This is a genomic window from Synechococcus sp. J7-Johnson (assembly GCF_024345795.1).
GTDB lineage: Bacteria > Cyanobacteriota > Cyanobacteriia > PCC-6307 > Cyanobiaceae > Regnicoccus_A.
Genome location: NZ_JAGQBU010000008.1, coordinates 1 through 23,618 on the forward strand (window position 1 = coordinate 1; position 23,618 = coordinate 23,618).

Below are 23,618 nucleotides of genomic sequence, written 5' to 3' on the forward strand. Positions count from 1 at the left end.
TCGCAGCTACCCACAACCTGCTGAAGTTGTTCAGGTTCAGGCGATCACAACAACAGGCGCTGGCGGCGGCATCGGGATGAGGGGCAGCCGCCCTGGCCGATCTGGCCAGGGCGGACTGAGGCCCATCAAAGGGCACGGCCTGCAGAACCCAAGGCGTCTGCATCCTTGCATTCGCTCACATCAGAGGGGTCATTAGACGTGGCCAGAGGGCCGCTGCCCTATTGGCAACAAACTCCTAGGGCACCTGGCCCACCCCACTTCTCAGCGCCGACAAGGCGGCCGACCTCGGTGCCGTTGAGGCGGACGGTAACCACAGGCTGGAGCACATTGGCGCCGTTTTCGTTAATGCGCCGCTGCTGCTGGGCGCTCACCTCAACTGGACCATTGCGCAAGCTGCCGCTGAGACGGTTGTTCTGATAGTCCATCTTCAGAACCTGCCCCAGAGCAGGGCTGCCGAGCAGAGCCCCCATGCTGATCAAGGTAGGAATCAGACCAGCACGCAGATCCACTGGACGAGTAGCTGAGGAGTATCACTCTTCACCGTAAGCAGGGAGGTCATGGAGGCAAGCAGGCTGAGTTGCCGCTTGCCTCACTGACGCAGGTGCCGGCGACTCCATCCCGTGATCGCGGCTTCCACGTTCTCTCCATGCCACTGCAGGGGTCCCTTCCCCTGGGTGCAGCCCCAGCGGCGGAAGTGCTTGCCGGGTTGCAACACCCCCCGCAGCCGCAGCTGACGGAGGGTTTCGCGGCTGATGCCCAGCACATCGCAGGCCTCGGCCGTGGTGATCCAGACCCGCTGGCGGCCCGATGATGCAGCGCTGTCCATCAGCCCAGCTCCCGCACCACATCAACGACGGCGGGGTTCCAGAGGACCTGGTAGCCGCTGTGGCCGTGACGGCAGTAGGGCATCGCCTCGGCCCATTCCTGGCCACGGTCCGTGAGTTCCCATTCATCACGGGCGTTGCGGAACTGCAGGCCGCAGGCTTCCAGGTGTTGGTTGGTGACCCGGGCGGACATGCCCAGCCGCTGGCCCAGTTGGGTGGGATTGAGTGAGCAGATGGGATCTTCTGCTGCCGGTAGAGCCCGACGCAGGGTGTCGACCGCCAGACCGGTGTTCTCCTGGATGCACGTGAGCGTGGCGGCCATGGCGATGCCTGGCTTAACGCCGGGGACTTGGGCCACTGCCTGACCGATCAGCAGCAGGGCGCCGACGCTGTCCTGCTTGTCCGCTGTCAAGGCCGCTGGCTTGGGTGCGATGCCGGGCACGGTGTAGAACCCCGTGCGGCGGATCGCCGGAAGCACCTCATGGGTGACCCAGCGCTTGAAGCGCTTGGCTTCCGGCTTACGGCTGCCCAGTACCAGGTTGTAGAGACCGGGCTCGTTGACCGTCGTCATGGACTGCTCGCCGCCGGGGGTCTCGGTTGAACCGAGACCCTTTTCATCGTCATCGAGGCGACTGAGCGCATCGCTTGGGTTCCGGATTGCCAGGCATGCGCAGACATCGGCGGCGACAAACCAGGGTTCACCCTGCTCATCTGTGATCACCCGGACCTGGCGGCCCTCGAAATCGAGTGGCACCAGGGAGGATTCGCTGCTGCTCATGGGAACTGAAGCGGGGTGACAGGGGTGGATCCGCCGGCAGTGATGTCGGCTGCGGAGGTGAGGAAGGCCTGATCGGTTGCTGGGACCGGCGTCAGCCGCGGCGGCACGGGCCCAGCGATCACCAGCAGCAGGGTGCTCAGCTGGAAAACCAGGACCAGCAGCAGCAGTTGGTAGAGGTGCCGAAGGCTGCTCACGTAGACGGTTGTGGTGGGCCGGCGGGTGCGGCAGAAGGCCGGCAGCTGGGGTTTGCCCCCCTGGGGGCGTCCGCCGCCAACACCGCCGCGGACGCTGTGGAGGTGAGTCATCAGAAGGGTGCCTCCTCGTCGTCATCGGCGGCCCAGTCACTGGAGCCGGTGGATGTGTTGACCGCGGAGTAGCCGTCGAGCTCGTCGAAGCCATCGGTGGGATCGACCTGCTCGTAGGGAACGAACTCGACGACCTGGATGGCCCTTGGCTGGAACGTCATGCCGCAGCCGTTCTCGCCGTCCCAGTCGTAGATGTCGAAGGCGACGATCACCTTTGAGCCGTTGCCGATGGCAGCGCCATCCCAAGGCTGCTTTCTCGCGTCGACAATGCGGGGCCCTTCGGAAAGGGAGCCGTCGCGCCGCTGAAACTGCGGGATCTTGAAGCGCAACACGGTGAGCTCGCTGGGCTTGTCCTTGTCGGCCTTCCAGGGGAAGCCCTTCTCAGCGCGGCGCTTGCGGCTGCCGTGCAGGGCGATGAACTGATCCTCCATCGCCAGCAGGAAGGATTGGGCCTTCTCGTCGGTGTTGGGCAGCAGCAGGTCGCAGGTCCAGGCCAGCGGTTTGCTTTTGTCGAGCTGATGCCTTGGGGTGATCAGGTGGGCCCAGCGCACGGCGGCGAGGGGCGTGCGGAACAGGTCTTTAGCCATGGTGTGAATCGGTGGAAATGGGGTTTTGATCGAAGGGCGGAAGCGGCGGCAGGCCAAAGCGCTCCCGCAGCAGGTGGTGCACCGCTCCGCTGGCGGAGAGGTTGCGGGCCTCCATCAGCTCGCGGATCCGCAGGTAGACGTCGGTGCGCACCTGGGTCTGGATGAAGTGGCGGCCGGCCAGTGAGCGGGGCTGCTCGCCGTAGCGACGGGGCGGCCTGGGGCGATGGCTCGGGCTCATGGGGCTGGCGGCGTGGGAACGACATCCGGCTCCATGCCCCGGCATTCCTCGAGGAAGCGCTCGATGAAGTCGCCGTGGTGGCGCTGGGTGATGCGATCACCGATCGAGCGGGCGTTGCGGGGCACCTGGAAGTGCTCACGGAACGCATGGGTGAGCTCGCGGCGTACGGCCGGCGGCAGATCAAGCACCCGGCGGTGGTAGCCGCTGATCTCCTCGGGCGTCAGTGGAAGCAGTGCTGGATCGCCACCTCCATCGGCGCCACCGCTGCTGCTGGCCTGCTCGTCGACCTGCTGGTCTGAAGCTTGTGCCTCAACATCGGGCACCGGCCGAGCCACAGCCGTCAGCGATCCGTCGGACTTGTCGACCCCACTCTGCTCTGCACTGTCACAGGGCTCTGCAGTCCAAGCCTGCGAGGACACAGGAATGCCCAGCAGCATGGCCAGCATCAAGCCGGTCATGTCCGCCAGAGCGCTGGGCTCGTCGGCCCAGGTCTCGCTGCTGAGCTCAGCGCCAGCGGCGTGCCGCACCGTGACCTGCAGCCTGGAGCGGCCCTGCTGCTCGTCCAACTGGGCGGACCAGCCGATGCCCTGGCGGAAGACAGGGCGTGCAGCCTGCGCGACGGCCCCAAGGTCGGAGAAAGGGATGGCGGATACCTCGGCCTGGAAGCAGGCCAGGGTGTGGGTGAGCTGTTGCTCAGGGGGTTGATGGCACAGGCCCTCCACGGGCCTGGATGGTGTGACCATGGCGAATCAGATCGGGCGGATGCCCGCTGATCGGAATCTTAGGGCTCTTTACTTGCAGCCGCATTAGTAGCGACTGTTAATTCCTAGCCATCAGGCCGAGACTGGCTTCTTGCCCTTGCTGTTGCCGGGTTTGCGCGGCTGGCGGTGGGCGGTCTCCCACTGGTCCAGCCAGCGCTTGGGCTGATATAGGTCGCCCTCGATCCAGAGTGGGGCCAGCTCCTCGGGCTTGTAGTCGCCAAAGCCCGTGAGGACGGCATAGAAGCGCTTGCGGTGCTCCTCGCAGGCTTCTGCCGCCAGGGCGGTGATGGCGTCGCTGGGGTCGAGCGCGCACTCGTCGACCACCCGCCGCAGCTGGTTGCGCCACTTGGCCGACAGCTCGGCGGCCTTGCGCTGGCCGATGGTCGGGGCCGGCGTGGTGCGGAACGCATCCGGCACCTCCCGCAGGCCGCAGTAGCAGGCCCAGAACTCCAGCGGCGTCCAGACCGGGTAGTCGTTGTCTCCGATCGGAACCGAACCCTTCAGCTTCTCCTTGATCGCCTGATCCTTGAGCGGACCCCACTCCTCATTGGCGATCCGACGGTTGAGTTCCCCTAGTTGCCAGAAGGCCTTCTGCCGCAGCTCGCCCGCCTTGCCCTGCTCGATCACCGAGAGGTTGCCGTAGGAGATCGTCTCGAAGCCAACCTCTTCCGCCCAGCTGCAGGCGGTGTACTGAGTCCAGCCGTTGCGTCGGCGCCAGTTCAGCAGCATGCGTCCGAATGCAGCACGGTTCTCCTCCTGGCGCTCAAGCAGCTCCGCGTAGGTGATGGCCACGTTCTGAACTCCGAGTTCTTAGCGGGAAGCTAAGACATACTTGGCAAGCGCAGCCAGAGCCTGTCATGTCTTGGCATGACAGAACCGGTCAGAACCAAGCCTGTTGAGGATGTGCTTGGCTTGTTGCCCAGTGATCGCTTTCCCTGTTTCCACCTGCAATCTCAAAGCCAGGGTGTAGGGATGCTCGCCGGGGTGGGCCTGAGCCAACCGCCTGAGCCGCTGCTGCAGTTCTGGCGGATCCATCAGCGGCTTGGCCGCATCGAGCTCGTCACGGAGAGCGACTGCTCGGCCTCCTCGATGGAGCGGCAGACGGCCGCCACGCCCCCGAGCTGCCCCACGAGCTGCAGAAAGGCCCACTGCTCGGAGCTGACGGCCCCATGGGGGGTCTTGATCTCCAGGGCGACGAACTGGGCGATTCTCTGGCCCACCATCTCGGGCGTGATCTCCAGCGAGCGCAGGCCGATCAGGTCGCTACTGCCCCTGCACAACCCGAAACGCACCAGACGGCCCTGCTGATCGACCAGGGCACCGGTGTTGTTGCGCCACAGCCGCACCGGCCCATGGCCGCAGGCCAGGCGGATGCGCTGCTGGATCTCGTATTCGCTGGGGGAGGAGGCCATGCCTCCTCTTGCCGTGTTGCCCAGGCCTCGCCCCACAATCCCGCTTAGAGTTGGTCATCTAGATGGACAACGGGATGAGGCAGGTCACGGTGGCGGAAGCCAAGGCCCAGCTTTCGAGCCTGCTCGATGCGGTGGAGAGCGGCCAGCCGGTGGTGATCACCCGCCGCGGCAAGGCCATCGCTGAGCTGGTGCCCAGGCATGCCGTGCGCGATCTCCTGCCCCAGCTTCAGGCTCTACGGGACTCTCTGCCCCATCAGGCCACCAGCGGGGTGGAGACCATGCGCGAGCTGCGGGATGAAGCTGGCTCCTGATGCTTTACGTCGATACCTGCGTGCTGCTGGCGGCTCTCACACCGGAGGCCCACTCCGATACCGCAGCGGCCTTTCTCGAGCAGGCCACAGCACCACTGGCAATCAGCCCCTGGAGTGCCACCGAGCTCCATTCCGCTCTCGGGCTCAAGGTGCGCACCAAGGCCCTGACCCCGCCAGAGGCCGAGGCGGTGCTGCTGGGCTTTGAACGCAGCCTGGCCCCAGGCCTTCTGATGCTGGAGGTGGAACCGCAGGACTTCCGTAATGCGAATGCCGCTCTGCGCGGCTGGACCACGGCCTTGCGGGCGTCCGATGCGCTGCACCTGGCGATCGCCTCCGGACGGGGCGCCACCCTTTGCAGCCTGGATGCCCCGTTTGTGCTGGCGGCCCAACAACTGGGGCTCGATGCCCAGTTGATTGGGGCTAACTCAACCTCCGTTCAGACCTGAAGGCCCCGCTGCCGGGCCGCCCAGACATGCTTGGCCCAGCCGGGTTTGTAGCCCCGCTCCTGCTCCCGCTGCTGCAACTGCTCGAAGCTGCGGCAGCCGGCCGAGGGCGACCTGTGGCGTGGCCGCTGCTGTTGGCGGGGCTTGGGCCGGTGGGCACCGGCGATGATCTCGACGAGTTCGCCCTCGAGCTGCTGGAGTCCGCGGCGCTGCTCATCGCACTCTTCGCTGAGGAACAGGTGGCCGCAGTCGTGGCACTGCTGGGCCGCGCTGGGGCAGCTGCAGAAACAGAGCGGGCAGTCCTTGATCGGTATCGAGACGCCCTCCCGCTTGCGGCGGCCAGCCAGATTCCACTCGCGCTCGTCGGTGGGCAGGCCGTGGCGATGGGCATTGCCGACGTGATCGAGGATCACCGCCTCACCCTTCCCCGGGGCAGGCCGCAGGGCCCGGCCGACCATCTGCAGGTACAGGCTCAGGCTGGCGGTGGGGCGCATCAGGATCGCGCCGCCGACCGAGGGGATGTCGGTGCCCTCGGAAATGATCATGCAGCTGGTGAGCACCTCCACCTCGCCGGTGCCCAGCCCGGCGATCAGGCGCCTGCGCACCTCGGCCGGGGTGCCGCCGCTCACCGCCGCTGCCCTGATGCCATCGGCGCGGAACGCAGTCGCCATTTGCTCGGCGTGCTGGATCGTGCAGCAGAAACAGATCGCCGTGGCCGGGTGCAGCCGGCGCCGGTAGTGCGACACCGCATCGCCGATGGCGGCCCGATCGCCAAAGGCGCGTGCTGCCTGCTCCAGGTCGAACTCGCCCATCCGGCGACGAAGTTTGCTGTTGCGCGCCCCTGGCCAGGAGAAGACTCGGGGCCGGGCCAGCCAACCCTGCTCCACCAGCCAGGCCGCTGAGGGCCCCAGCACCAGGGCTTCAAAGAAGCCGCCCGCTTCCACTCCGAGCCCCTTGCCGTCGAGGCGCTCGGGGGTGGCGGTCTTGCCGATCAGGTGGGCACCTGGCCAGGCGTTGATGATCCGGCCCCAACTGTTACCGCTCACCAGGTGGTGGGCCTCGTCCTGAATGATCAGATCCGGAGCCGGCAGCTGAGCCAGGCGCCTCACCACGGTCTGCACCGAGCCCACAGCCACCTGCCGCCCCTGGAGCTGGTGACCGGGGGCGATCAGGTCGGGCTCCAGGCCCCAAGCCCGCACCGTGGCGCTGAGCTGCTCGATCAGTTCGGCCCGGTGGGCCAGGACCAGCACTCGGCGCCCCTTGCCGGCCGCGCCTTGCACGATCGCGCCGATGGTCTGGCCCTTGCCGGCGCCGGTGGGCATCACGGCGCAGACCCGCCTATGCCGCTTCAGGGCGGTGCGCAGGTCGGCCAGGAGCTGGAGCTGGTAGTCGCGCAGGACGATCGGGGCCATGGAGAGGACTGGATGCTTGGCGCTGATCAGCGCGGACTGACACTGCTCAACTTACCAAGCCTTGCCCAGTGTGCTTAGGCTGTACTGCAGATTCCTAGCGAATATGGCTTCCTTTGCTCCGCCCCTGAGCTTCTCGATCACCGAGGGGCAGCTGACTTGGCTTGACCAGCGCCGCCGGCACGGCGCCCTAAGCCGCTCGGCGGCGCTGCGGCAGGTGCTGGATGCCGCCATCGCCGCTGAGCAGAGCGCCAGCAGCGCCCTGCCTGTTGCTTCCGGGACCGCGCTTGTTTCCCAGCGCTGACCCGAGGCGATCACCATGGCCACCGATGTTCTTGCGGCGGCCAGTGGCCGCTGGAGCGAAATCCTTGAGGCACTGGCCGCTCTGCCCCCCGAACAACTGAGCAACCGCCATCAGCCCTGCCCTATCTGCGGCGGCAGGGACCGCTACCGCTTTGATGACCGGGATGGCAGCGGCTCCTGGTTCTGCAACCAGTGCGGCGGCAAGGACCACATGGGTGGCGGTGGCTCCGGGATGGACCTGCTGATGCGGGTCCGCCACTGGAGCTTTCGCCAGGCCTGCGAGGAAGTGGAACGCCATCTGGGCCTGGTGCCCGAACCTGATCAACGACACCGGCCTCAGGCCAGCGCTTCCTCCAATGGCTCATCCGGCAGACCAGCAGCGGCATCGGCTGCCGGCCTCCCCGGCCATGGCGGTCGGCCCTGGCGGCAGCCCGAACTGCCTCCAGCCGATGCACCCCCGCCTGCTCTGGAGCAGGGCGCCATCGCCCAGTGGTGCTACCGCGATCCGGCCGGCGCCCAGCTGTTCTGGATTCAGCGCCTCTGCTCCGGCCGCAGCGGTCGCAAGGCTTTCCTGCACCGCGTCTGGCTCGATGGCGGCTGGCACCGGCCCAGCCGCCGCGACCCCTTTTCCTGTGAGTGGCCTGCGCCCCGGCCCCTCTACGGCCTTCATCACCTGGTCGCCCGCCCGGAGGCACCGGTGCTGGTGGTGGAAGGGGAAGGCACAGCCGATGCGACAGCGCTGCTCTTCCCGCATCACGTGGTGATCAGCTGGCCCAACGGCACCAACGCCACCGCCAAGGCCGACTGGAGTCCGCTGGCGGGGCGATCGGTGACGCTCTGGCCCGATGCCGATGCACCGGGCCGCAAGGTGATGCAACGCCTCGCCCCCCTTCTGGCAGAGCAGGGCTGCCTGGTGCAGCTGGTGGAGCCGCCGGCCGAGTTGCCGCAGGGCTGGGATTTGGCCGATGCCGACTGGACGCCGGCGGAGGCGGCTGAGCGCCTGCAGGCATGGCTCATGCCCTTGCCGGCTGATGAGGCAGAAGGAAGCACGGGTCATGCGGCCGCTGACAGCAGGGCTTCCGGCAGCGAGCCCCCGCCCCCCACTGGCCGCGCAGCTCCGTTTCAGTGCCTTGGCTACGACAGCGAGGCGAACTACTACCAGCCCAGCAGCACCGGTCAGATCCTGCGGCTGGGCCGCTCCTCTCACACGGCAACCCAATTGGTGGCCCTTGCTCCGCTGCGCCACTGGGAGACCCTTTACCCGAGCCGCACAGGCGTGAACTGGGCGGCGGCGGCCAGCGACCTGCACGAGCGCTCCGCCGCCACCGGGATGTTCGCCCCGGAGCGCATCCGCGGCCGTGGTGCCTGGTGGGACAGCGGGCGCACCGTGCTGCACCTCGGTGACCGCCTGATCACCCCGGACGGGGAGCACCCGATCACCGAACCCTTCCCCTCGCGGCACATCTACCAACGCCTCAAGCGCCTCCATGGGCCCGGCGGCGTGAAGCCCCTTTCTGTGGAGGACGCGGCCGTGATCGTGAGCATCGCCAACCGCTTCCGCTGGGAGGTCCCGGCCTCCGGCACCCTGCTGGTCGGCTGGGTGGTGCTGGGCCCGATCTGCGGTGCCCTGCCCTGGCGGCCTCACCTGTGGCTCACCGCTGGTGCGGGAACAGGCAAGAGCGCGATCCTCGATCGCTTCGTGGTGCCACTGCTCGGGGACTTCGCCCTGGTGGTGAGCGGCGCGACGACGGAAGCGGGCCTGCGCCAGACGATCTGCTGCGATGCCGTGCCGGTGGTCTTCGATGAGGCCGAGAGTAACGAGAAGGGCGATCAGCAGCGCATGCAGGCGATCCTCTCGCTGGCGCGGGTGGCCAGCAGCGAAAGCAGCGCCGCCATGCTCAAGGGTTCACCCAACGGCGAGGTGAGCCGCTACAGGGTGCGCTCGATGTTCCTGCTCAGCTCGATCGCCACCGCCCTCAAGCAGGGCGCCGACAAGAGCCGCTTCGCCCAGCTCACCCTGCGCAGCCCAAGCGACATCCCCAAGCAGGAACGGGAAGCCCATTGGGCTTCCCTGGACCGTGATCTGGACTGCCACATCACCCCGGAGCTCAGCCGGCGCCTGATCGCCCGCACCGCCGGCCTGATCCCGATGATCCGCCAGGCCGCCGGGGTCTTCACCCGTGCGGCGGCGCGGCACTTCGATTCCCAGCGCCTCGGCGATCAGTACGGCACGCTGCTGGCGGGCGCCTGGTCACTGCTCAGCGATGTGGGCCCTACAGAAGCCGAGGCCGAGCTCTGCATCGCGGCCCACGAGTGGGACAGCTACAGCCAGAGCACCGAGATCCCCGATGAGCGGCGCTGCATCCAGACGATCCTGCAGCGGCCGATACGGGTGGAGACCAATGACAAGCCGCTGACCCGCACGATCGGCGAGCTTGTGGATCTGGCCACCAGCCGCGACAGCTGCATCGAGATCTCACCGGACCTGGCCGATCAGACCCTGGCCCGCCATGGGCTGCGGGCCGAGCCGGACCGCCTCCTGGTGAGCAACACCGCCAAGGCGATCGAGCAGATCCTCGCTGACACCGCCTGGGTGAACAGCTGGCCGGTGGTGCTCTCCCGGCTGCCTGGAGCAGTGCGCTCCGGCCCCGTGCGCTTCCGCGGCGCGGGGATGGTCACCCGCGCCGTTGCGGTTCCCCTCACTTCCCTGTGACAGCCAATGCGTCACGCCATGGGCCCCCGGAACAGCATCAGTCACGCCGAGAACGGTTGCGGCATCCGGGTTTACGGCATGCGTGACGGTGTGACGGTTCTGGCGGGGCAGAGCCCCCCTTACAGAGATCAAGAGGAATCCCCCTCTCTACTGATCCATCTTCTGCTGCTTGCTAAAGCTTCTATGCCTCTACAGATGGTTACCTCGTTACAAGGGGCTCCAACCCTGCTTCCAGCCAGGGATCTGGGTTGTGACGCTCTCCGTCACCCGCCGTTGCAGCCGAAACGGCCATGCTGACCAGCACCTGGCTCGATCCGATCCCCGGCCTGTGGCGGGAGGAGGCTGCCCACCGCTACTGGCTGGGTGAGCACCTGTTCCCGGTGTCGATCACTGGCGTGCTGGCCCATGGCCTCAGCGCCACCGCCCGCAAGGCGATTGCGGCCAAACGGCCGATCTGGGAACCACGCGGCACCACCGTGCACACGGCCCTGGAGCACTACAGCCAGGCCCGCTTCCTGGTGGGCCGGAGCCCTGAGCAGGCCCTTTTGGCCATCGAGGAGCTGCCGGGGCACCACCGGTACCGGGACTGGATCCTGCCGCTGCTGCAGCTGCCCCTCTGGGACGAGGTGCAGGTGATCGCCAGCGAACGGCTCAGCTGCTGCCTCACCCGCAACCTGGCTGGGGGCTTCGATGGGGCCTATGCGTCACCGGCGCTCAGTGAGCGCTGGGGCCGCGAGGTGAGGGTGCTGTACGACCTCAAGACCCTCTCGGCCCATGGCCGGCCCTATTCCACCGCTGCCCAGCTGGGGGGCTACATGGTGCTGGAGGCTGCCCAGGGAAACCACTACGACCTGGGCCAGACGCTCTGGAGCAAGCCGGGCGAGGCAACTCCCAGCACCTTCTACAGCCGAGAGCAGTGCCTGGCGGCCTGGGCCGCCGCCTGGAGCAGCTACTGCCTGGCCCGCAGGCCCTTCTGAGCTGCCACTATACGCCGATAGGAATTAACAGCCACTGTGATTGCGGCTCTGAAAGCAGAGCCAATACACTGATCTGAGCGCCAGACTGTGTTTCCCTGGCTTGCCTTTCGTTGTGTCGGCCGTCATGACCACCGCCCCCGCCGCTGCTTCTCCATCCGCACCAGCAGCGGAAGCGATCGACGCCCTGCTGGATGCGGTCACCGCGCTCAAGGCACAGCAGAAGCAGCTGGAGCAGCAGCTGGAACCCCTGCTGGAGGCACTCAGCGAGGCGATGGACGCCGGTGAGCTGGATCCCTCTTTCTCGCACAACGACTGGGCCTTCACTCACAACGCGGGCCGGCTGAGCTACGAGTTCCCGCCGGCGGTGCAACAGATCGAGCAGCAACTCAAGGCGGCTCGCGATGCCGCGATTCAGCAAGGCAGCGCAATGGAGAAGCGCGGCAAACCCTTCTGGACCATCCGCCCTCCGAAAGCAGCGGCCCTGCCGATCTGAGCTCCATGCCGCCCTGGTCCGCTGCACCGACTCCAGATCCGATCGAGGAACTGCGCTCCGCTGCCAACGCAGAGGATGACGACGGCCAACCGCTGTATGAACCGACGGATCCGGCCAGGCCGATCGGGCACGCCAATCCTCCCCGCCGGCCCAGGGGCATCGCCACACAACGGCCGCCGAGGCCCTCGCGGCTTGAGGTCGAACGTCGCATCGCCGAGGCGCAGTTGTGGATCGCCCAGCGGATTCCGCTGGTGTTGATCTACGAAAAAGGTCGTGAAAGCTGGGGGGTGAACAACAGCCAGACGATCAACAGGTATCTCAACCTCGCGCGCGAACGGATGGTTGAGGAGCTGATCTCCGATCGCAAGCGTCACCAGGCCGAGCAGATCTACGCCCTGATGGATTGCGCCCGCCGTGCTGCGGACGCCGAGCAGTTTTCTGCTGCCGTCGGTGCCCATCGGGTGATCGCTGAAATCGCCGGGATGCTGCGCGCCCCTGCCAAGCCGTATTCGGAGCGGCCATGACGCCGCTGATGCCACCCTCCACTGCCCTGCTTACCTGGGCCGGTCGCCCTGTCGATGGGGGCCTGCTCCATGGCCCGTACCACCCGGACCCCTGGGCTGACCCCGGTGTGCTGGCCTACCGCGATCCCGACGCGCTCACCGCTGGTGCAGGGCCGCTTTCCCTGGAGCAGTTCATCGCCCTGGCCTATCCCCGCTATGCATTCCACCGCTGGGCACAGGTGCTGATTGCCCTGCTGCAAGCCATCGCCGATGGCGAGCTGAGCCGGCTGATCGTCACCTGTCCGCCGCGGCTGGGAAAATCGCTCTTGGTTTCCAAGCTGTTCCCCGCCTACTTCATCTACCGCCACCCCCATCTGTTCGCCGCCATCGCCAGCTACTCCGGGGAACTGGCCTACGCCCATTCCAGGGAGGCTCGGCACTACTACCGGGTCACCGGCAATCCGCTCTCGAAGGATTCAGCGGCGGTCGGCAACTGGCTGACGCCCGAGCGTGGTGGCTGCATCGCTGCCGGTGTGGATGGACCCTTCACGGGCAAGGGCTACTCGCTCGGCATCATCGATGACCCCTACAAGGGCCCGGCCGATGCCGGCTCCGCCCGGGTGCGGCAGCGCTTGGTGGAGTGGATCAAGGCCGTCTGGTTCCTGCGCGCCGAACCGCAGTTCATTGAGGCCGGCAAGGGAGCCCTGCAGCGCAACCTCTCGGCTCAGGTGATCGTGCTCACCCGCTGGGACCACGAGGACCTGATCGGCTGGCTGCTTCAAGAGGAAGCCGGCGATGCCCCCCACAGCTGGCACCTGCTCAACCTGCCGGCAATCGCCGAGCATCCGGCAGACCGGCAGACCTTCCCGCGGACCTGCACCGTCGAGCCCGACTGGCGCCGGGCCGGTGAGGCGCTCTGCCCCGAGCGCTTTCCGCTCTCGGAGCTGCTCAAGATCCGTTCCCGCTCCGGTTCGTACTGGTGGCAGGCGCTGTACCAGCAGCGCCCTTCCCCGGCCACCGGTTCAATCTTCCTGCGCCAGTGGCTGCGCCCGCCCTTCCCTCGCAGCAAGCCACGTCGCTATGCGCCCCTGGTGCTCTCCTGCGATCTGTCCTTCAAGGGGGAGGAGGACTCCGACCACTGCGGCTTTGTGCTGATGGGGCTGCTGGCACCGGAGCTCGCCCAAGGCGAGACCCAAAGGGCCGGACCCCAGCGGGGCGGGCCCCAGGCCAAGGCCAGCCCGCAGGAGCTGGAGATCGAGGTGCTCTGGGCGGCGCGGCATCGCTTCGGGTTGCCGGAGACGATCCGCTTTCTGCTCTCCTCCCTCGCGGCCCTCCACCACCAGGGCCTCAAGCCCGACGCGGTGCTGATCGAGGACGCCGCCAACGGTCCTGCGGTGCTGCAGATGCTGCGCCGCAAGGTACCGGGCCTGCTGCCGATCCCGGCGCGGGGCAGCAAGACCTTCCGCGCCCATGCCGTCGCGCCGCTGCTGGAGGCCGGCCAGGTTCGTTTTCACCCCCGCGCCAGTCAGCTCACCGAGGAGCTGCCGCGCTTCCCGAAAGGGTCGAAGGATCTGGTGGATGCCTTCGGGCATGGGGCCCTGTGGCTTGAGACCCGCTACTGGCGCGGCCTGGGCATCAAGCGTGATCCGCTGCCGATGCTGCTGACGCGTTGAGCCATGGATCAACTCGCGCTGCCGATCACGATCGTTGCTCCGCCAACTAAGCGGTGCTCTCGCTGTCGCCTTCGTGCTGCCTCACATCCTCAACAGGGTGATGAGCAGCTCTCCCTCAGCCTCCGGCCCTGCCGCCCGCGGCCACGTCGACACCGGCCGAGTAACCCGAACGCCGCGGCACACGCCCTGGCGCTGGCGCACCTGGATCTGGCGGACAAGATCGCCGGCAACTTCGCCCGCCGCACCACCCATTCCTTTGATGATCTGCGCCAGCTCGCGGTGATCGGATTGCTCAAGGCTGCCGCTCGCTTCGATGGCACGGGCGGGCGTTCGTTTCGCCCCTACGCCCGCACCTACGCCAACGGCGAGATCACCCACTACTTGCGGGACCACGGCTTTGCGATCAAGGTGCCCCCCTCCTGGCGCGATCTCTACGCCAGTGGGCAGAAGTTTTTGCGGGAGGGGCTGCCGCCCCATGCGGTGCCGGAGCGGCTGGGGATCACGGCCGAGCGCTGGCGGGAGATTCAGGACGCTTGTTCGATCACGGTGATTGCGCTGCAGCCGGATACCTGAGGGCTTGGTCAATGAGCTGCAACGTTCAAAATCAGAAACGGGCAGGGACTTGAGCATAGGCGGGTCTCTGCGCTCCCGTCTTCTGTATCTTGAGCGTTGGGCTGCCTGCATGCCATCAATCCAATGAACAGGCATAACTAATGTCACGCAACAGCTATGAACAAGCCAATAAGAAAGACAAGCATCGAAAGAACAATCAACGTCTTGGCGCCTTTCAGGCAGTCTGCGTAGAAATCTGCTCTACAGCCCAAGTCCGTGATCACCTCATGAAACATCTTCCGAGTTCTTAGATCAAAGAAATCCGACCTAATGTAATCATCAAGATCTACTACTTTAGAAATGGTGATAGACAAAGGCTGTAATGACAAAAGTATGCCGAGAATTGCAATTATTAAACATGCAAGCAATATGCTCTTTGGATATTGAGTCGACAGGATGCCGGTGAGGCTATAAAGGCCTGCCAAGACCGATTGCAATGACAGCAAACCTCCTAGCTTTGTTTGTAGTAGAGCGATCTTAGTTGTGGCTTGCTCGTGCAAGAACAGTGCCAACTCCCAATGATTGGGCCTATCAGTATAACAAGGATCATTGTCATATCGACAGTTGCTTACCTCGCTAATCCTTACGTTTCCCTCCGGGAACAAGAGGATCCTGAGGAGCATAAAGACTATTCGATCCGAAAACCATCCAACCCACCTATTCATGGCTGAACATCTAAATTAGCAAAGAAGAAATTCGATGCGCTATACTCAAGGAACTCGTCCATCCATACCCATTGGCCATTTGGATTATTCTCAAGGAAGAACCAACTCCCATCTTTAGTGACAACAAAATCAGATGTACAGAAGCGAAGACCGTTCTTTCTCATCAAGTGGATATATCCTTCTGCCACGCTAGAAGGTGGCTCAAGTATCTGATACTGGATGTGTTCCATCTCATTTCTGCGGACATCTAATGGCCCACCGTACAACCCAATGAATAGCGTACTCCCATTTAAGTATACCGTCCTTACGTCAAAGGCTTTCTCCAGCCTTTTCTGAATAAGCGTAGGACACAGGCCAATCAAGGATAGGTTGGTATCAGAAGACTTAAGTTCGTTCGTATAAATGTGCCAGGATTGTTCTCCGTGTGTAACGTAGCCGCAATCTATAGGCTTAAGAATACATTTCCACTCATGCTCCTCTATAAATCTTTTTGCTTCAGTAACTTTGTTTGTGATCACCCATTCTGGGGTTAGGAGGCCACAGTCGTGTGCCAGCATTAACTGGGTAGCTTTCTTGTCAGCCATCCAGTTGTGGGTCGGGAAATTTATCCATTTGTGGATTGGGATCTGCATCATCAGGTTCCACATGGCCTCCTCTATTTCCGCTAGCCGCAATTTTTCTCCAACTGATGTCGGAGTCGCATTATTCTCGAACGGCCTTCTATACCAAAGAAAATCTATATCAGAGAAGGGCTTGGGCTGATTGCTTCCAATTGTGAATACGGGTACGTCGTCTGAATTGATCACTACGCATGTAAGCCAATCAGGTGCCCTTTGAACAATATGAGCTACCGTAGCGTCTGAAGAATTACTCCAAATGCATAGCTTCATAAAGGCTTAAATGAAATAAGTGATCTGTCTGGTGCCTCTTTTGAGACATCTGTCCTGGTCTTTAATCCCTGAAACTCAAACCCATATGATCTCATGCGTGTAACGTATTTGTCGGGTGATTCGCCTGATGTGCGCGTAACAGTCTTGGTCACACTGGATACATTGGATCTTGCTGCCACTAATTCCAAAAAGCACTCAAGCAAGCATTTGGCCTGTGAGTCGCAACCTTCCTGACCACTTAGGTTGTTGTCGTAGTGCGCCAATCGCTTACCGCATGAATCTGCAAGAATAAAGTGTAGTGTGTTTTGCTTATTTTGTCAATTACACTGGCATTCACATTTTTTTGGACGGAGGTCCTTCGTCTGCTGGTTGCTCGCAGCCTGCACAATGCTGCCCTTGAGTGGCAGGCAAGGAGGCTGAGGTTGCGGTGCAGAGAGCTGATGGCGGCCTGTCCACTGGAGGGGCTTGTTGGCTGGTGCTACCCAGTCAATCACCACGCATCTTTCTAATAACGCGCTCAAGTACATTATTGGGAAATAAGCGATAGCGAATTGTGCAGTCTTTCGCAACCCCAGCTTCGAGATGGCAATCAGCTTTTAGTATTGGAGGTGACTGTATGACACCAGCCTGAATCAATGCAGCGACTAGAGATCCTAAGGTCAGAAAGATGATTGCCCCCTGAATTCTCATCGATTGCCTGTGGCGTTGTCTTGATTGTTGAATTTCACTAAGACTTTTAAATGCGCCTGGCAAGACTCTGTATTTATAATCAGCGGTAGGCTGAAGATCCCCGGTAACAGCAAGTGAGCCAAGAAGATACTCAGTCCTCTTCCTCGCGCTGTTTGCCCCTGGATGTAAATACCAGCGATAATTATACATACTAGTCAGGACAGCGCCAGAATCAAATGTTGATCCAGAGACGGCGTATTCATCTACCACGTACTCAAGCAACTTATCTCTATCGATCTCAAGCTGGCTTCGCTGATTAAAAAGGGTTCTTGAGAGATGAGCCCATATTCGCCTCAAGGCTAATAATAGGTGAGGAACCCGACTTAATTCACCGAGCCAGAAATGAGAAGCGCTACTGTATTCAATCTCGCTCGGTCCAATGTAGTGGACTATCTTCAGGCTGAGCGTTGCCGCATAGGGAGTCTGAACACGTATGATCCCGGCATACCTATGCTGGTCTTGATACCAGAGTTTTCCCTGGATATGAGTATCTCCCATGTCAGTCACTAGCAAATAAGGCCTTTCCTCATCATCAATTAGCGTCGAAAAACAATTGACTTGATCAGCAGCTTTGCCGGATCGAGGGATCCGGCTTGGACACTGCTTTGCGAGGGACATCCTTAGACAGGATTTAAAAAGCAGCAGGCTGATTCTCATCATTAAGCCTATGACTAGCCTTTTGGGCCACATTGTCGGCGATGATGTTGTTGTCAACTTGATGTGTTGATATTGTTTAGATGATAGATCTTCTGTGGCCCAGCCAACTTTTTCTTCGACAGATCAGTAGATCACTTCCGATCAGTCTCTCCTTTCCGCTGAACACGGTTTGTATCCCAGCTGGACGCCCTCCAAGATTAGCTCCCGCAGTGACTCCGACTTTCCCGTACTGACCGGCGCCCATGTCTGCCGGTCTGCAAACCACTGTTCGGCAGTAACCATTCAGCCTGCATGCCGGCGGACACCCAGGGCAGGAAGCTTTAGTTGAGTAGGTAGCCCCCACACCTCCTGGTGTTGCTCATCTCCAAGTGACACAGGCGTCCCTGAATCGTGCGGATCCCCTGGACGCCGTGCAGAACGCGGCTGGGGGAAAGGTTCCGCCGTTGGAGTCCGTCTGATGCCAGCCATGGGGGCACTCTCATTGGCACCCACCGGCTGGTAATAGTCCTCAGCAGCAACAGGCGCTTGGCCTCCAGGAGTCGCAACCGATCCCGCAACAAGTGGCTGCCGCTCTCTCCGCCCGAGGCGCAGGCCCTGGCGGCGGTAGGCAGCGCCCCGCTGCTGCAGCCCTGGCGTGAGCACGCCACCCTCCGCTCCCTGCGTGAGCAGTTGCAGCTCTGCTTTGACTGTTGGAACCTGCTAGAAGCACCCGGCGGCACCAGCCGCCGCAGCGTCTACCTGCCGCCTGGCGCCAAGGAGCCTGACGCCAACTACCGCAACCGGGTGGAGAACGCCCGCCCTAGCGGCTTCTTCCGTGATGCGCTGCGCACCTACGCAGGGATGCTCTCCTTCCTGGAGTACCTGGCCCTGCCGCCCTCGCTGCAGCGGGTGATCTCCGATGTGGATGGGCGCGGCACCGACCTCGGGGTGTTCCTGTTCATCGCCGATCTGCTGGTGCTGCGTGATGGCGGCTGCTTGATCCTGGTGCTGCCGCCCCTGCGGGGCTGGCCATCGGAAGGCCACTGGCTCGAGGCGATCCGCCGTGGTGATCGGCTCTCGCTGCCCCGTCTCTCGCTGGTACCGCGTGGTGATCTGCTGGATTGGCATCTGCCCAGCCCCGACAGCCCACCACATCGGATCAGTTGGCGTCAGGACCGCAGGGCACCGCAGCCGCCGCTCTATGACAGCGCCATCCCGGCGCATCACCTCGGCCCTCTGGGTCTGGGCCCGGCTGGTGCCGATGGCGTCACATCGCCACGGCTCGAGGACTGGCTGTACCACCAGGCGACCCTCGGTGATGACGGCCTGGCCGTCGAAACCTTCGCTGCCGTGCCCAAAAGCGCTGCCGCCAGCGGGTACTCCGCCCAACGGCTCGGCCCGCCGCTGCTTCTGCCCCGTCAACACACCATGCCGGTGGTCTGGTACGCCGCTGATGGGGCGGCCTTTGGCGAGGGCGATCTGCCCCACCTGGGCCTCGCGAACCAGTATCTCACCCACTACAGGCTCAAGAGCGAGTACGAGGACCTGCTCAGCCGCTGCGCCCTGCCGGTGGGGGTCCGCAGCGGCCTGGTCGATCAGTACGGCTTCCAGCGCAGCGAGGACGGCGAACCCCGCCCTCCAGAGCAGCTGGTGCTCTCCACCTCCACCTTCATGGACCTACCCGAGGGGGCGGACTTCAACTGGAAGGAGATCCGCGCCCGCTCGCTCGCCGAGCACCGCGCCTACCTGACCCTGCTGGATGAAACCATGCGCCGTGATGCGCTGGTGCCGACCCAGAACCGTGGCGCTGGCCGCAGCGAAACCGAGATTTCACTCACCGCTGGCCAGGCCTACGCCTTGCTGCAGTCGCTGGCCACCCAGAAGACCTCGGTATTCGCAACGGTGCTGGAGCACTGGTGCTCGCTCACCGGTGACAGCCTGGTGCCAGGCGCCGGCCTGGCGCTGACCGTGACGCCGCTCACCCCGCCGCTGCGGCCCCAGCCGTCGGTGGGCGAGTGGCTCACGCTGCATGAACGCGGGGTGATCAGCACCGCTGAGCTGCGCCACCAGCTCTCTCTCGCCGCTGCACCGGGTGTGGTCAACCCGATCAGCGGCTCGGCGACGGAATCGTTCGCCGTTCCCTGCCCGCAGCACAGCTGATGACCAACCCACCTGCCAACCCCACCCCCAACCCAAACGCCTGGCGTCCTGCTGATCTGGAAGCGATCCGCCGCGCCTTGCTGATCCCCGTCGCCGCGCCTGCTCTGCGGGCCATCAATGACGCGATGGCCCAGCTGGAGCGCAGCTACCCCGAGGCGATCCCTGGCGCCAAGGCCTCGCTCGACGCGATCGCTGTGATCGATGCGGGCCTTGCCACTGGCGGCACGCCCGCTGACCCGTTCGTGATCAAGACCACTCGCAAGGCCGCCGCCGGGCCGGTGCCAGCTGAGCTGCCCAAGAAGAAACTCGATGTGATCGAGTACGCCACCGAGCTGCTGATGGAGGAGGTGTCGACGGAATACGCCGAACCGACGGCCAACAGCTACGGCTTCAGCTCCGCCTCCCAGCGGCGCGGCCATGTGGCCAATCTGCTGCTGATGCTTCCCGGCCTGGCCTCCTGGTGCCCGCCGGCGCCGACGCCGTTCTCCGGCACCTTGATCCGCTCCTGATGAGCGCCACCCCGCTCACGGCGCTGCAGGAGGTCGCCAATGTGCGCCTGATGCTTCAGCAGCAGCAGCATCCCGGCGCCAAGAACCCAGTCACGGTCTGCCGCCAGGTGATCGACTGCGCGATTCAGCAGAGCAAGCTGATCTCCAGCCGCGACAACGGCCCCGGCATCGACACCGGCGACATCCTTTGCGAGGGCTACCTCACCCGCGCTGCCCTGCTGCCGCCAGCCACGGCCCTGTCCAACCCCTGGGATTGGCTGGCAGCCGCGCAGGCGTGGCAGACCCCCGGCCTGCGGGCCACCTTCCAGCCGCCGCCGGTGCCGCCAGCAACCGAGTCCCCTCGGCCAACCACCTTGCAGGTGCCCGCCGAGGGGGTGTGCTGGCTGGGTGATCTGTCGCTGCTGCAAGCGCCGGGCGTGCTGCCGCTCAGCCCCCGGGCCGTGTTTGCTGGCGCCAGCCTGCTGATGATCGGCCAGGCCTACGGACCTGGTGGCATCGGCCTGCAGGTGCAGCCGGAGCTGGGGGAGGCGATCAGCTTTGCCCTCAAGCCCAACCGCGTGCTGGTGATCGAAACCGGCGACAGCATGAACCTGATCGCCGAGCGCTACGGCACCACCGTGCAGACCCTGCGAGTGGTCAACCCGGATCTCGCCCAGCAGGGGCCGATCACCACGGCGGCCGGCGACACGCTCAACGTGCTGGCCAGCCGCCACGGCACCACCGTGGATTTCTTGCGCAAGCTCAACCCGTCGCTGTTGCGCGCTGATGGCCACACCACCGCGGCTGGCGACACGCTCAAGCAACTGGCGATCGACTACGACACCACGGTGGATTGGCTGCGGCTCTACAACCCGGACTACGAGCGCTGGCCCCGCAGTGATCCACTTCCGGTTGGCGTGCCCCTCGATGTGCCGGCGATCCGCCCGTCCGATGAGCTAGACGTGGGCCAGGTGTTGCAGGTGCCGCTGATTCGCCCGGCCACCTTGCTGAATGCCGGCGGCTGGATCTACTTGCCGCCACTGCGGGGCGTGAATGCGGCTGATGACCTGTGGGATGTGGAGCTGCCGCCGAATCCTCCGCCCGTCTCGCCGTGACTTGCTGGCAATAGCTGGGGTGAGTGCAGCCCGGATGGGGCGCTCCCTTCAACCACAGCCGTGATGGGTGGACCGATGACCAAACGCCTTCCTCAGGACCTCCGCGTCCTGCAGCAACCGACCGTCGAGCATCAGCAGCTCGTCAGCTACGCGCAGCCGCAGCACTGGCCCAACCAGGAGCTGCCTGCTCAGCCCGAGCCAGAAGACGACGACCTCGAGGATGACGACCTCGACCCGGATGAGCCCCTGGATGAGCCCGGCGAGGAAGTCGAGGCTTCCCGCTCCGAACCATCCGATGCGCTCAAGGCCGAGCGGCGCAAGACCAACCAGCTGGAGCGGGAGCTGCGCACGATCAAGCGGCAGCTCGCCCAGTTCTCCAAGATCAACCCCGACGAGTACGAGCGTCTCCAGGAGGCCGAGCGGCAGAAGGAGCAGCTGGAGCGCGAGATCGCCAGCCGTGAACTCCAGCTCGAGGCTGCCGCCGCCCGCAAGGTGAAAGCCGCTGCCAAGGAACGCGACGAGGCGCTCCAGGACGTGCAGAACCTGCGCAAGGAACGTCTTTTGGAGCGGCTGTTCGTCGATGCCGATGGCCGCGCCGGTGGTGACAACCGCGGTTCCTTCTTTGAGATCTTCAAGCACCAAGTGGGCGGTGAGTTCCGCCTCACCAAGGACGGCGCCGGGCGTGACCTGCTGGAGCCGATCGACTCCAAGGGCAACGTGCTGCTCGGCGATCACGGCAACCTCGATGCCGCCGATCACATCGAGTCGCTCCGCACCCATCCGGTGCTCAGCTTCCTGTTCAACCAGCGCGGCGGCCTCGGCCCCGCCACGGTGATCGCCGAGTTCGATGGCAACGGCCAGCCGACCAACCTGCAGAGCATGAGCGCCAGCGAGCTCTACCTGGCCAGCTACGCCAAGAAGCCAGCCGGCGCCAGGCGTTGATTCATCCGCGCTCCGTCCATCACGGCGGAGCGCACAATCAAGCGCGATGCAGGGCACTCAAGTTCACGATCAATTCAATCAAGTGAAGATCAAAAAGGGGGGATTTACCCCCGAATACGAGAAACTCGCGCCTACCGCTTCGGAAATGTCGAAAAATCTGGAAATTCACTTTTGCGATCACCTCAACGTCGGCGGACCTTCCTCCTGCAGAGACAGTGCTGCCTGAGGCGGCCACGGGGCGCAGCGGAACACCCGAGCAGGAGCGAGCGGTTGGAGCCGCCTGGCCGCCGTCCGGTGCTGCGCAGAGGCTGGCCCGGGAACCCCGAGCAGGCGCGAGCGGGTGGAACGGTGAGCCGCTGGTGCTGGTTCAGCAAGGTCGTCAGCGCTGCTGAGCCTTGCGGGTCTTGCTTCCGTCTCAATCAACTACCCATCAAGTACCGCGTCGGCTCAAACCCGGCGGAAAGGCCGCCGGGTACTGGTGGGGCCCAGGGGCCAGAGGCCCGTGGCCTCACACGGCCCAGCGCAGCGGCAGCTCCTGCTGCGGATCGGCTTCGCTTTCTTCATCGAGCCACTCCACATCCCAGTGGGAGCCGATGAAGCGGCCCACCACCGGCTTGGGCTCGCTCCAGCGGCCGGAGGCGACTTCCGCCTCCCAGGCCTCCTGGTTGGCGGCCCGCTGGGGATCTTTGGCCTTTCTGGCCTGGGCTGGCTGCACCCATTGCTGCAGGACGGTGCCAAGCCAGAAGCCGGCGCTGAAGCAGAGGCCGCAGCAGCACACGACGACGGCCAGGCTGTGGGCCAGGGCTACCTGGATGACGGGACGGGAGGAGGTGGTGATCACGGCTGTGGTGGAGAAGAACGCGCTTCCCACGCACCGGCCAGCGGCGGGGTCAAGGGCGGCGCAGCCGCCGTGCGGCGAGCCGCTCGCCATCGCCCTTGACGCCGGAAGCGAACGCCAGCCCGTGAGAGCAACCACGGCTGCTGGCTGCCGGATGCAGGCTCGATCGCGTTTCGCCACCACCCGTGGCGCCGCCCACGTCACCACCTGAAGCCCCACATCCTCCGCCGGCGCTGCGCTGATGGCTTCCTTGCCGTCGCTCTCTGGCGCCGGCCAGCGGTGGGAAGGGGCAGCCAGCTTGCGCCAGCCACCCCCGGTGGGCCGTGATCAGACCCGGAAGCCGAACTCCCGGCGATAGAGATCAGGGTGGTGGGCTTCGATCAGCTCCATGGCCAGAAAGGCCGGGAATGGGACCAAGCCCGACAGGGTGACCTCCTGGGAAGACAGCCCACGCCGGGGGCGCGCAGGAACCGCGGCAGCGACAGGCTTCTGAAGGGGCTCCATCTGGCGCAGCTTCTGCTCCAGCACCGCCCAGAGATATTTCGGGATGCCGGAGGGCCGAGGACAGCGCCACACCTTGCAGGTGGCATCCCAGGGCCGGGACTCTTCCAGCAGCAGCCCGTGCTTGCCGGCTTTGCTGATCTCGATCATCAGAAGGTGCTCGCTCACCGCCTTGCCGGTGACGGCCCTCCAGGTGATGCCGCTCATCGTGGATGCATAGATCGTGATGGGTGCCATGGCCAAACCAGGCGAAGGACCCCGAAGCCCTGCGTGGGGAGGGCAAGGGGCGCGTCAGCGCCTCGCGCAGCCCTT

Annotated in this window: 29 protein-coding genes; 13 read left to right on the plus strand and 16 right to left on the minus strand. The window is 64.4% G+C overall.

All coding sequences use genetic code 11. The annotated features are described in order from the left end of the window. Positions 1–218 precede the first annotated feature (218 nt). The 10 genes from KBY93_RS05715 to KBY93_RS05760 form a co-directional block, all read right to left on the minus strand. Entirely contained in the window at positions 219–470 is a 252-nt protein-coding gene (locus KBY93_RS05715; protein WP_255093289.1) for a hypothetical protein, read from the minus strand. A gap of 119 nt (positions 471–589) precedes the next feature. Then, on the minus strand, positions 590–826 hold the full coding sequence (locus KBY93_RS05720) for a helix-turn-helix domain-containing protein (protein WP_255093291.1): 237 nt from the start codon (positions 824–826) through the stop codon (positions 590–592). Beyond that, positions 826–1,602, minus strand: coding sequence for a Bro-N domain-containing protein (locus KBY93_RS05725; RefSeq protein WP_255093292.1), 777 nt, complete (start codon positions 1,600–1,602; stop codon positions 826–828). Before KBY93_RS05725 ends, KBY93_RS05720 begins: the two co-directional genes overlap by 1 nt. Further along, positions 1,599–1,907, minus strand: coding sequence for a hypothetical protein (locus KBY93_RS05730; RefSeq protein ID WP_255093294.1), 309 nt, complete (start codon positions 1,905–1,907; stop codon positions 1,599–1,601). Before KBY93_RS05730 ends, KBY93_RS05725 begins: the two co-directional genes overlap by 4 nt. Further along, positions 1,907–2,494, minus strand: a complete 588-nt coding sequence (locus KBY93_RS05735) for a hypothetical protein (RefSeq protein WP_255093296.1) — start codon at positions 2,492–2,494, stop codon at positions 1,907–1,909. Before KBY93_RS05735 ends, KBY93_RS05730 begins: the two co-directional genes overlap by 1 nt. Further along, the gene (locus KBY93_RS05740; protein ID WP_255093297.1) at positions 2,487–2,732 is read right to left on the minus strand and encodes a hypothetical protein; all 246 of its coding nucleotides are present in this window, start codon (positions 2,730–2,732) and stop codon (positions 2,487–2,489) included. The genes KBY93_RS05735 and KBY93_RS05740 overlap by 8 nt, the downstream gene beginning before the upstream one ends. Further along, a complete protein-coding gene (locus KBY93_RS05745) occupies positions 2,729–3,475 on the minus strand; it encodes a hypothetical protein (RefSeq protein WP_255093298.1) in 747 nt (248 codons plus the stop codon). Before KBY93_RS05745 ends, KBY93_RS05740 begins: the two co-directional genes overlap by 4 nt. A 90-nt stretch (positions 3,476–3,565) precedes the next feature. Next, the gene (locus KBY93_RS05750; protein WP_255093299.1) at positions 3,566–4,285 is read right to left on the minus strand and encodes a hypothetical protein; all 720 of its coding nucleotides are present in this window, start codon (positions 4,283–4,285) and stop codon (positions 3,566–3,568) included. A gap of 63 nt (positions 4,286–4,348) precedes the next feature. Continuing rightward, entirely contained in the window at positions 4,349–4,528 is a 180-nt protein-coding gene (locus tag KBY93_RS05755; RefSeq protein ID WP_255093300.1) for a hypothetical protein, read from the minus strand. Further along, positions 4,528–4,905, minus strand: coding sequence for a VRR-NUC domain-containing protein (locus tag KBY93_RS05760; protein ID WP_255093302.1), 378 nt, complete (start codon positions 4,903–4,905; stop codon positions 4,528–4,530). Before KBY93_RS05760 ends, KBY93_RS05755 begins: the two co-directional genes overlap by 1 nt. A gap of 62 nt (positions 4,906–4,967) precedes the next feature. Here KBY93_RS05760 and KBY93_RS05765 point away from each other — a divergent pair, with 62 nt between their 5' ends. Both KBY93_RS05765 and KBY93_RS05770 read left to right on the plus strand, forming a co-directional pair. After that, a complete protein-coding gene (locus KBY93_RS05765; protein ID WP_255093303.1) occupies positions 4,968–5,216 on the plus strand; it encodes a type II toxin-antitoxin system Phd/YefM family antitoxin in 249 nt (82 codons plus the stop codon). After that, on the plus strand, positions 5,216–5,662 hold the full coding sequence (locus tag KBY93_RS05770; RefSeq protein WP_255093304.1) for a type II toxin-antitoxin system VapC family toxin: 447 nt from the start codon (positions 5,216–5,218) through the stop codon (positions 5,660–5,662). Before KBY93_RS05765 ends, KBY93_RS05770 begins: the two co-directional genes overlap by 1 nt. On the opposite strand, the gene KBY93_RS05775 is transcribed toward KBY93_RS05770, so the two are convergent. After that, entirely contained in the window at positions 5,653–7,071 is a 1,419-nt protein-coding gene (locus tag KBY93_RS05775; protein WP_255093305.1) for a DEAD/DEAH box helicase, read from the minus strand. The genes KBY93_RS05770 and KBY93_RS05775 overlap by 10 nt on opposite strands. Positions 7,072–7,174: 103 nt before the next feature. On the opposite strand from KBY93_RS05775, the gene KBY93_RS05780 reads away from it, so the two are divergent. From KBY93_RS05780 to KBY93_RS05810, 7 genes are all read left to right on the plus strand, one after another. Beyond that, a complete protein-coding gene (locus KBY93_RS05780; RefSeq protein WP_255093306.1) occupies positions 7,175–7,372 on the plus strand; it encodes a hypothetical protein in 198 nt (65 codons plus the stop codon). Positions 7,373–7,387: 15 nt separating this feature from the next. Further along, entirely contained in the window at positions 7,388–10,084 is a 2,697-nt protein-coding gene (locus KBY93_RS05785) for a primase-helicase zinc-binding domain-containing protein (protein ID WP_255093307.1), read from the plus strand. Positions 10,085–10,374: 290 nt separating this feature from the next. Then, positions 10,375–11,061: a hypothetical protein gene (locus KBY93_RS05790; RefSeq protein WP_255093309.1), complete on the plus strand. Its 687-nt coding sequence runs from the start codon at positions 10,375–10,377 to the stop codon at positions 11,059–11,061. A gap of 124 nt (positions 11,062–11,185) precedes the next feature. Then, positions 11,186–11,554: a hypothetical protein gene (locus tag KBY93_RS05795; RefSeq protein ID WP_255093310.1), complete on the plus strand. Its 369-nt coding sequence runs from the start codon at positions 11,186–11,188 to the stop codon at positions 11,552–11,554. A 5-nt stretch (positions 11,555–11,559) separates the two neighbouring features. After that, positions 11,560–12,078, plus strand: coding sequence for a hypothetical protein (locus KBY93_RS05800; protein WP_255093311.1), 519 nt, complete (start codon positions 11,560–11,562; stop codon positions 12,076–12,078). Then, complete coding sequence (locus KBY93_RS05805) at positions 12,075–13,730, plus strand: terminase (RefSeq protein WP_255093312.1); 1,656 nt, start codon at positions 12,075–12,077, stop codon at positions 13,728–13,730. Before KBY93_RS05800 ends, KBY93_RS05805 begins: the two co-directional genes overlap by 4 nt. Positions 13,731–13,733: 3 nt before the next feature. After that, a complete protein-coding gene (locus KBY93_RS05810) occupies positions 13,734–14,303 on the plus strand; it encodes a sigma factor (RefSeq protein ID WP_255093313.1) in 570 nt (189 codons plus the stop codon). 143 nt (positions 14,304–14,446) lie between these two features. Here KBY93_RS05810 and KBY93_RS05815 read toward each other — a convergent pair whose 3' ends face one another. The 3 genes from KBY93_RS05815 to KBY93_RS05825 all read right to left on the minus strand — a co-directional run bounded on the left by KBY93_RS05815 (position 14,447) and on the right by KBY93_RS05825 (position 17,244). Next, positions 14,447–14,842, minus strand: a complete 396-nt coding sequence (locus tag KBY93_RS05815) for a hypothetical protein (protein ID WP_255093315.1) — start codon at positions 14,840–14,842, stop codon at positions 14,447–14,449. A gap of 161 nt (positions 14,843–15,003) precedes the next feature. Continuing rightward, the gene (locus KBY93_RS05820; RefSeq protein ID WP_255093317.1) at positions 15,004–15,813 is read right to left on the minus strand and encodes a hypothetical protein; all 810 of its coding nucleotides are present in this window, start codon (positions 15,811–15,813) and stop codon (positions 15,004–15,006) included. A 570-nt stretch (positions 15,814–16,383) separates the two neighbouring features. Beyond that, positions 16,384–17,244, minus strand: coding sequence for a hypothetical protein (locus tag KBY93_RS05825; RefSeq protein WP_255093318.1), 861 nt, complete (start codon positions 17,242–17,244; stop codon positions 16,384–16,386). 564 nt (positions 17,245–17,808) lie between these two features. Between KBY93_RS05825 and KBY93_RS05830 the strand changes: the two genes are divergently transcribed. From KBY93_RS05830 to KBY93_RS05845, 4 genes are all read left to right on the plus strand, one after another. Next, positions 17,809–19,422: a DUF4055 domain-containing protein gene (locus KBY93_RS05830; protein ID WP_255093319.1), complete on the plus strand. Its 1,614-nt coding sequence runs from the start codon at positions 17,809–17,811 to the stop codon at positions 19,420–19,422. Then, a complete protein-coding gene (locus tag KBY93_RS05835; protein WP_255093321.1) occupies positions 19,422–19,931 on the plus strand; it encodes a hypothetical protein in 510 nt (169 codons plus the stop codon). The genes KBY93_RS05830 and KBY93_RS05835 overlap by 1 nt, the downstream gene beginning before the upstream one ends. Continuing rightward, positions 19,931–21,025: a LysM domain-containing protein gene (locus KBY93_RS05840; RefSeq protein ID WP_255093323.1), complete on the plus strand. Its 1,095-nt coding sequence runs from the start codon at positions 19,931–19,933 to the stop codon at positions 21,023–21,025. The genes KBY93_RS05835 and KBY93_RS05840 overlap by 1 nt, the downstream gene beginning before the upstream one ends. Positions 21,026–21,100: 75 nt before the next feature. Further along, the gene (locus KBY93_RS05845) at positions 21,101–21,967 is read left to right on the plus strand and encodes a hypothetical protein (protein WP_255093325.1); all 867 of its coding nucleotides are present in this window, start codon (positions 21,101–21,103) and stop codon (positions 21,965–21,967) included. Positions 21,968–22,475: 508 nt separating this feature from the next. On the opposite strand, the gene KBY93_RS05850 is transcribed toward KBY93_RS05845, so the two are convergent. Both KBY93_RS05850 and KBY93_RS05855 read right to left on the minus strand, forming a co-directional pair. Further along, on the minus strand, positions 22,476–22,943 hold the full coding sequence (locus KBY93_RS05850; protein WP_255093326.1) for a hypothetical protein: 468 nt from the start codon (positions 22,941–22,943) through the stop codon (positions 22,476–22,478). Between the two features lie 189 nt (positions 22,944–23,132). Beyond that, on the minus strand, positions 23,133–23,543 hold the full coding sequence (locus tag KBY93_RS05855; RefSeq protein WP_255093327.1) for a hypothetical protein: 411 nt from the start codon (positions 23,541–23,543) through the stop codon (positions 23,133–23,135). Positions 23,544–23,618: the final 75 nt, after the last annotated feature.

Coding starts and splice junctions, on each gene's coding strand:
- KBY93_RS05715 (WP_255093289.1), bottom strand. CDS start 470: ATGGGGGCTCTGCTCGGCAGCCCTGCTCTGGGGCAGGTTCTGAAGATG.
- KBY93_RS05720 (WP_255093291.1), bottom strand. CDS start 826: ATGGACAGCGCTGCATCATCGGGCCGCCAGCGGGTCTGGATCACCACG.
- KBY93_RS05725 (WP_255093292.1), bottom strand. CDS start 1,602: ATGAGCAGCAGCGAATCCTCCCTGGTGCCACTCGATTTCGAGGGCCGC.
- KBY93_RS05730 (WP_255093294.1), bottom strand. CDS start 1,907: ATGACTCACCTCCACAGCGTCCGCGGCGGTGTTGGCGGCGGACGCCCC.
- KBY93_RS05735 (WP_255093296.1), bottom strand. CDS start 2,494: ATGGCTAAAGACCTGTTCCGCACGCCCCTCGCCGCCGTGCGCTGGGCC.
- KBY93_RS05740 (WP_255093297.1), bottom strand. CDS start 2,732: ATGAGCCCGAGCCATCGCCCCAGGCCGCCCCGTCGCTACGGCGAGCAG.
- KBY93_RS05745 (WP_255093298.1), bottom strand. CDS start 3,475: ATGGTCACACCATCCAGGCCCGTGGAGGGCCTGTGCCATCAACCCCCT.
- KBY93_RS05755 (WP_255093300.1), bottom strand. CDS start 4,528: ATGGATCCGCCAGAACTGCAGCAGCGGCTCAGGCGGTTGGCTCAGGCC.
- KBY93_RS05760 (WP_255093302.1), bottom strand. CDS start 4,905: ATGGCCTCCTCCCCCAGCGAATACGAGATCCAGCAGCGCATCCGCCTG.
- KBY93_RS05765 (WP_255093303.1), top strand. CDS start 4,968: ATGGACAACGGGATGAGGCAGGTCACGGTGGCGGAAGCCAAGGCCCAG.
- KBY93_RS05770 (WP_255093304.1), top strand. CDS start 5,216: ATGCTTTACGTCGATACCTGCGTGCTGCTGGCGGCTCTCACACCGGAG.
- KBY93_RS05775 (WP_255093305.1), bottom strand. CDS start 7,071: ATGGCCCCGATCGTCCTGCGCGACTACCAGCTCCAGCTCCTGGCCGAC.
- KBY93_RS05780 (WP_255093306.1), top strand. CDS start 7,175: ATGGCTTCCTTTGCTCCGCCCCTGAGCTTCTCGATCACCGAGGGGCAG.
- KBY93_RS05785 (WP_255093307.1), top strand. CDS start 7,388: ATGGCCACCGATGTTCTTGCGGCGGCCAGTGGCCGCTGGAGCGAAATC.
- KBY93_RS05790 (WP_255093309.1), top strand. CDS start 10,375: ATGCTGACCAGCACCTGGCTCGATCCGATCCCCGGCCTGTGGCGGGAG.
- KBY93_RS05795 (WP_255093310.1), top strand. CDS start 11,186: ATGACCACCGCCCCCGCCGCTGCTTCTCCATCCGCACCAGCAGCGGAA.
- KBY93_RS05800 (WP_255093311.1), top strand. CDS start 11,560: ATGCCGCCCTGGTCCGCTGCACCGACTCCAGATCCGATCGAGGAACTG.
- KBY93_RS05805 (WP_255093312.1), top strand. CDS start 12,075: ATGACGCCGCTGATGCCACCCTCCACTGCCCTGCTTACCTGGGCCGGT.
- KBY93_RS05810 (WP_255093313.1), top strand. CDS start 13,734: ATGGATCAACTCGCGCTGCCGATCACGATCGTTGCTCCGCCAACTAAG.
- KBY93_RS05825 (WP_255093318.1), bottom strand. CDS start 17,244: ATGTCCCTCGCAAAGCAGTGTCCAAGCCGGATCCCTCGATCCGGCAAA.
- KBY93_RS05835 (WP_255093321.1), top strand. CDS start 19,422: ATGACCAACCCACCTGCCAACCCCACCCCCAACCCAAACGCCTGGCGT.
- KBY93_RS05840 (WP_255093323.1), top strand. CDS start 19,931: ATGAGCGCCACCCCGCTCACGGCGCTGCAGGAGGTCGCCAATGTGCGC.
- KBY93_RS05845 (WP_255093325.1), top strand. CDS start 21,101: ATGACCAAACGCCTTCCTCAGGACCTCCGCGTCCTGCAGCAACCGACC.
- KBY93_RS05855 (WP_255093327.1), bottom strand. CDS start 23,543: ATGGCACCCATCACGATCTATGCATCCACGATGAGCGGCATCACCTGG.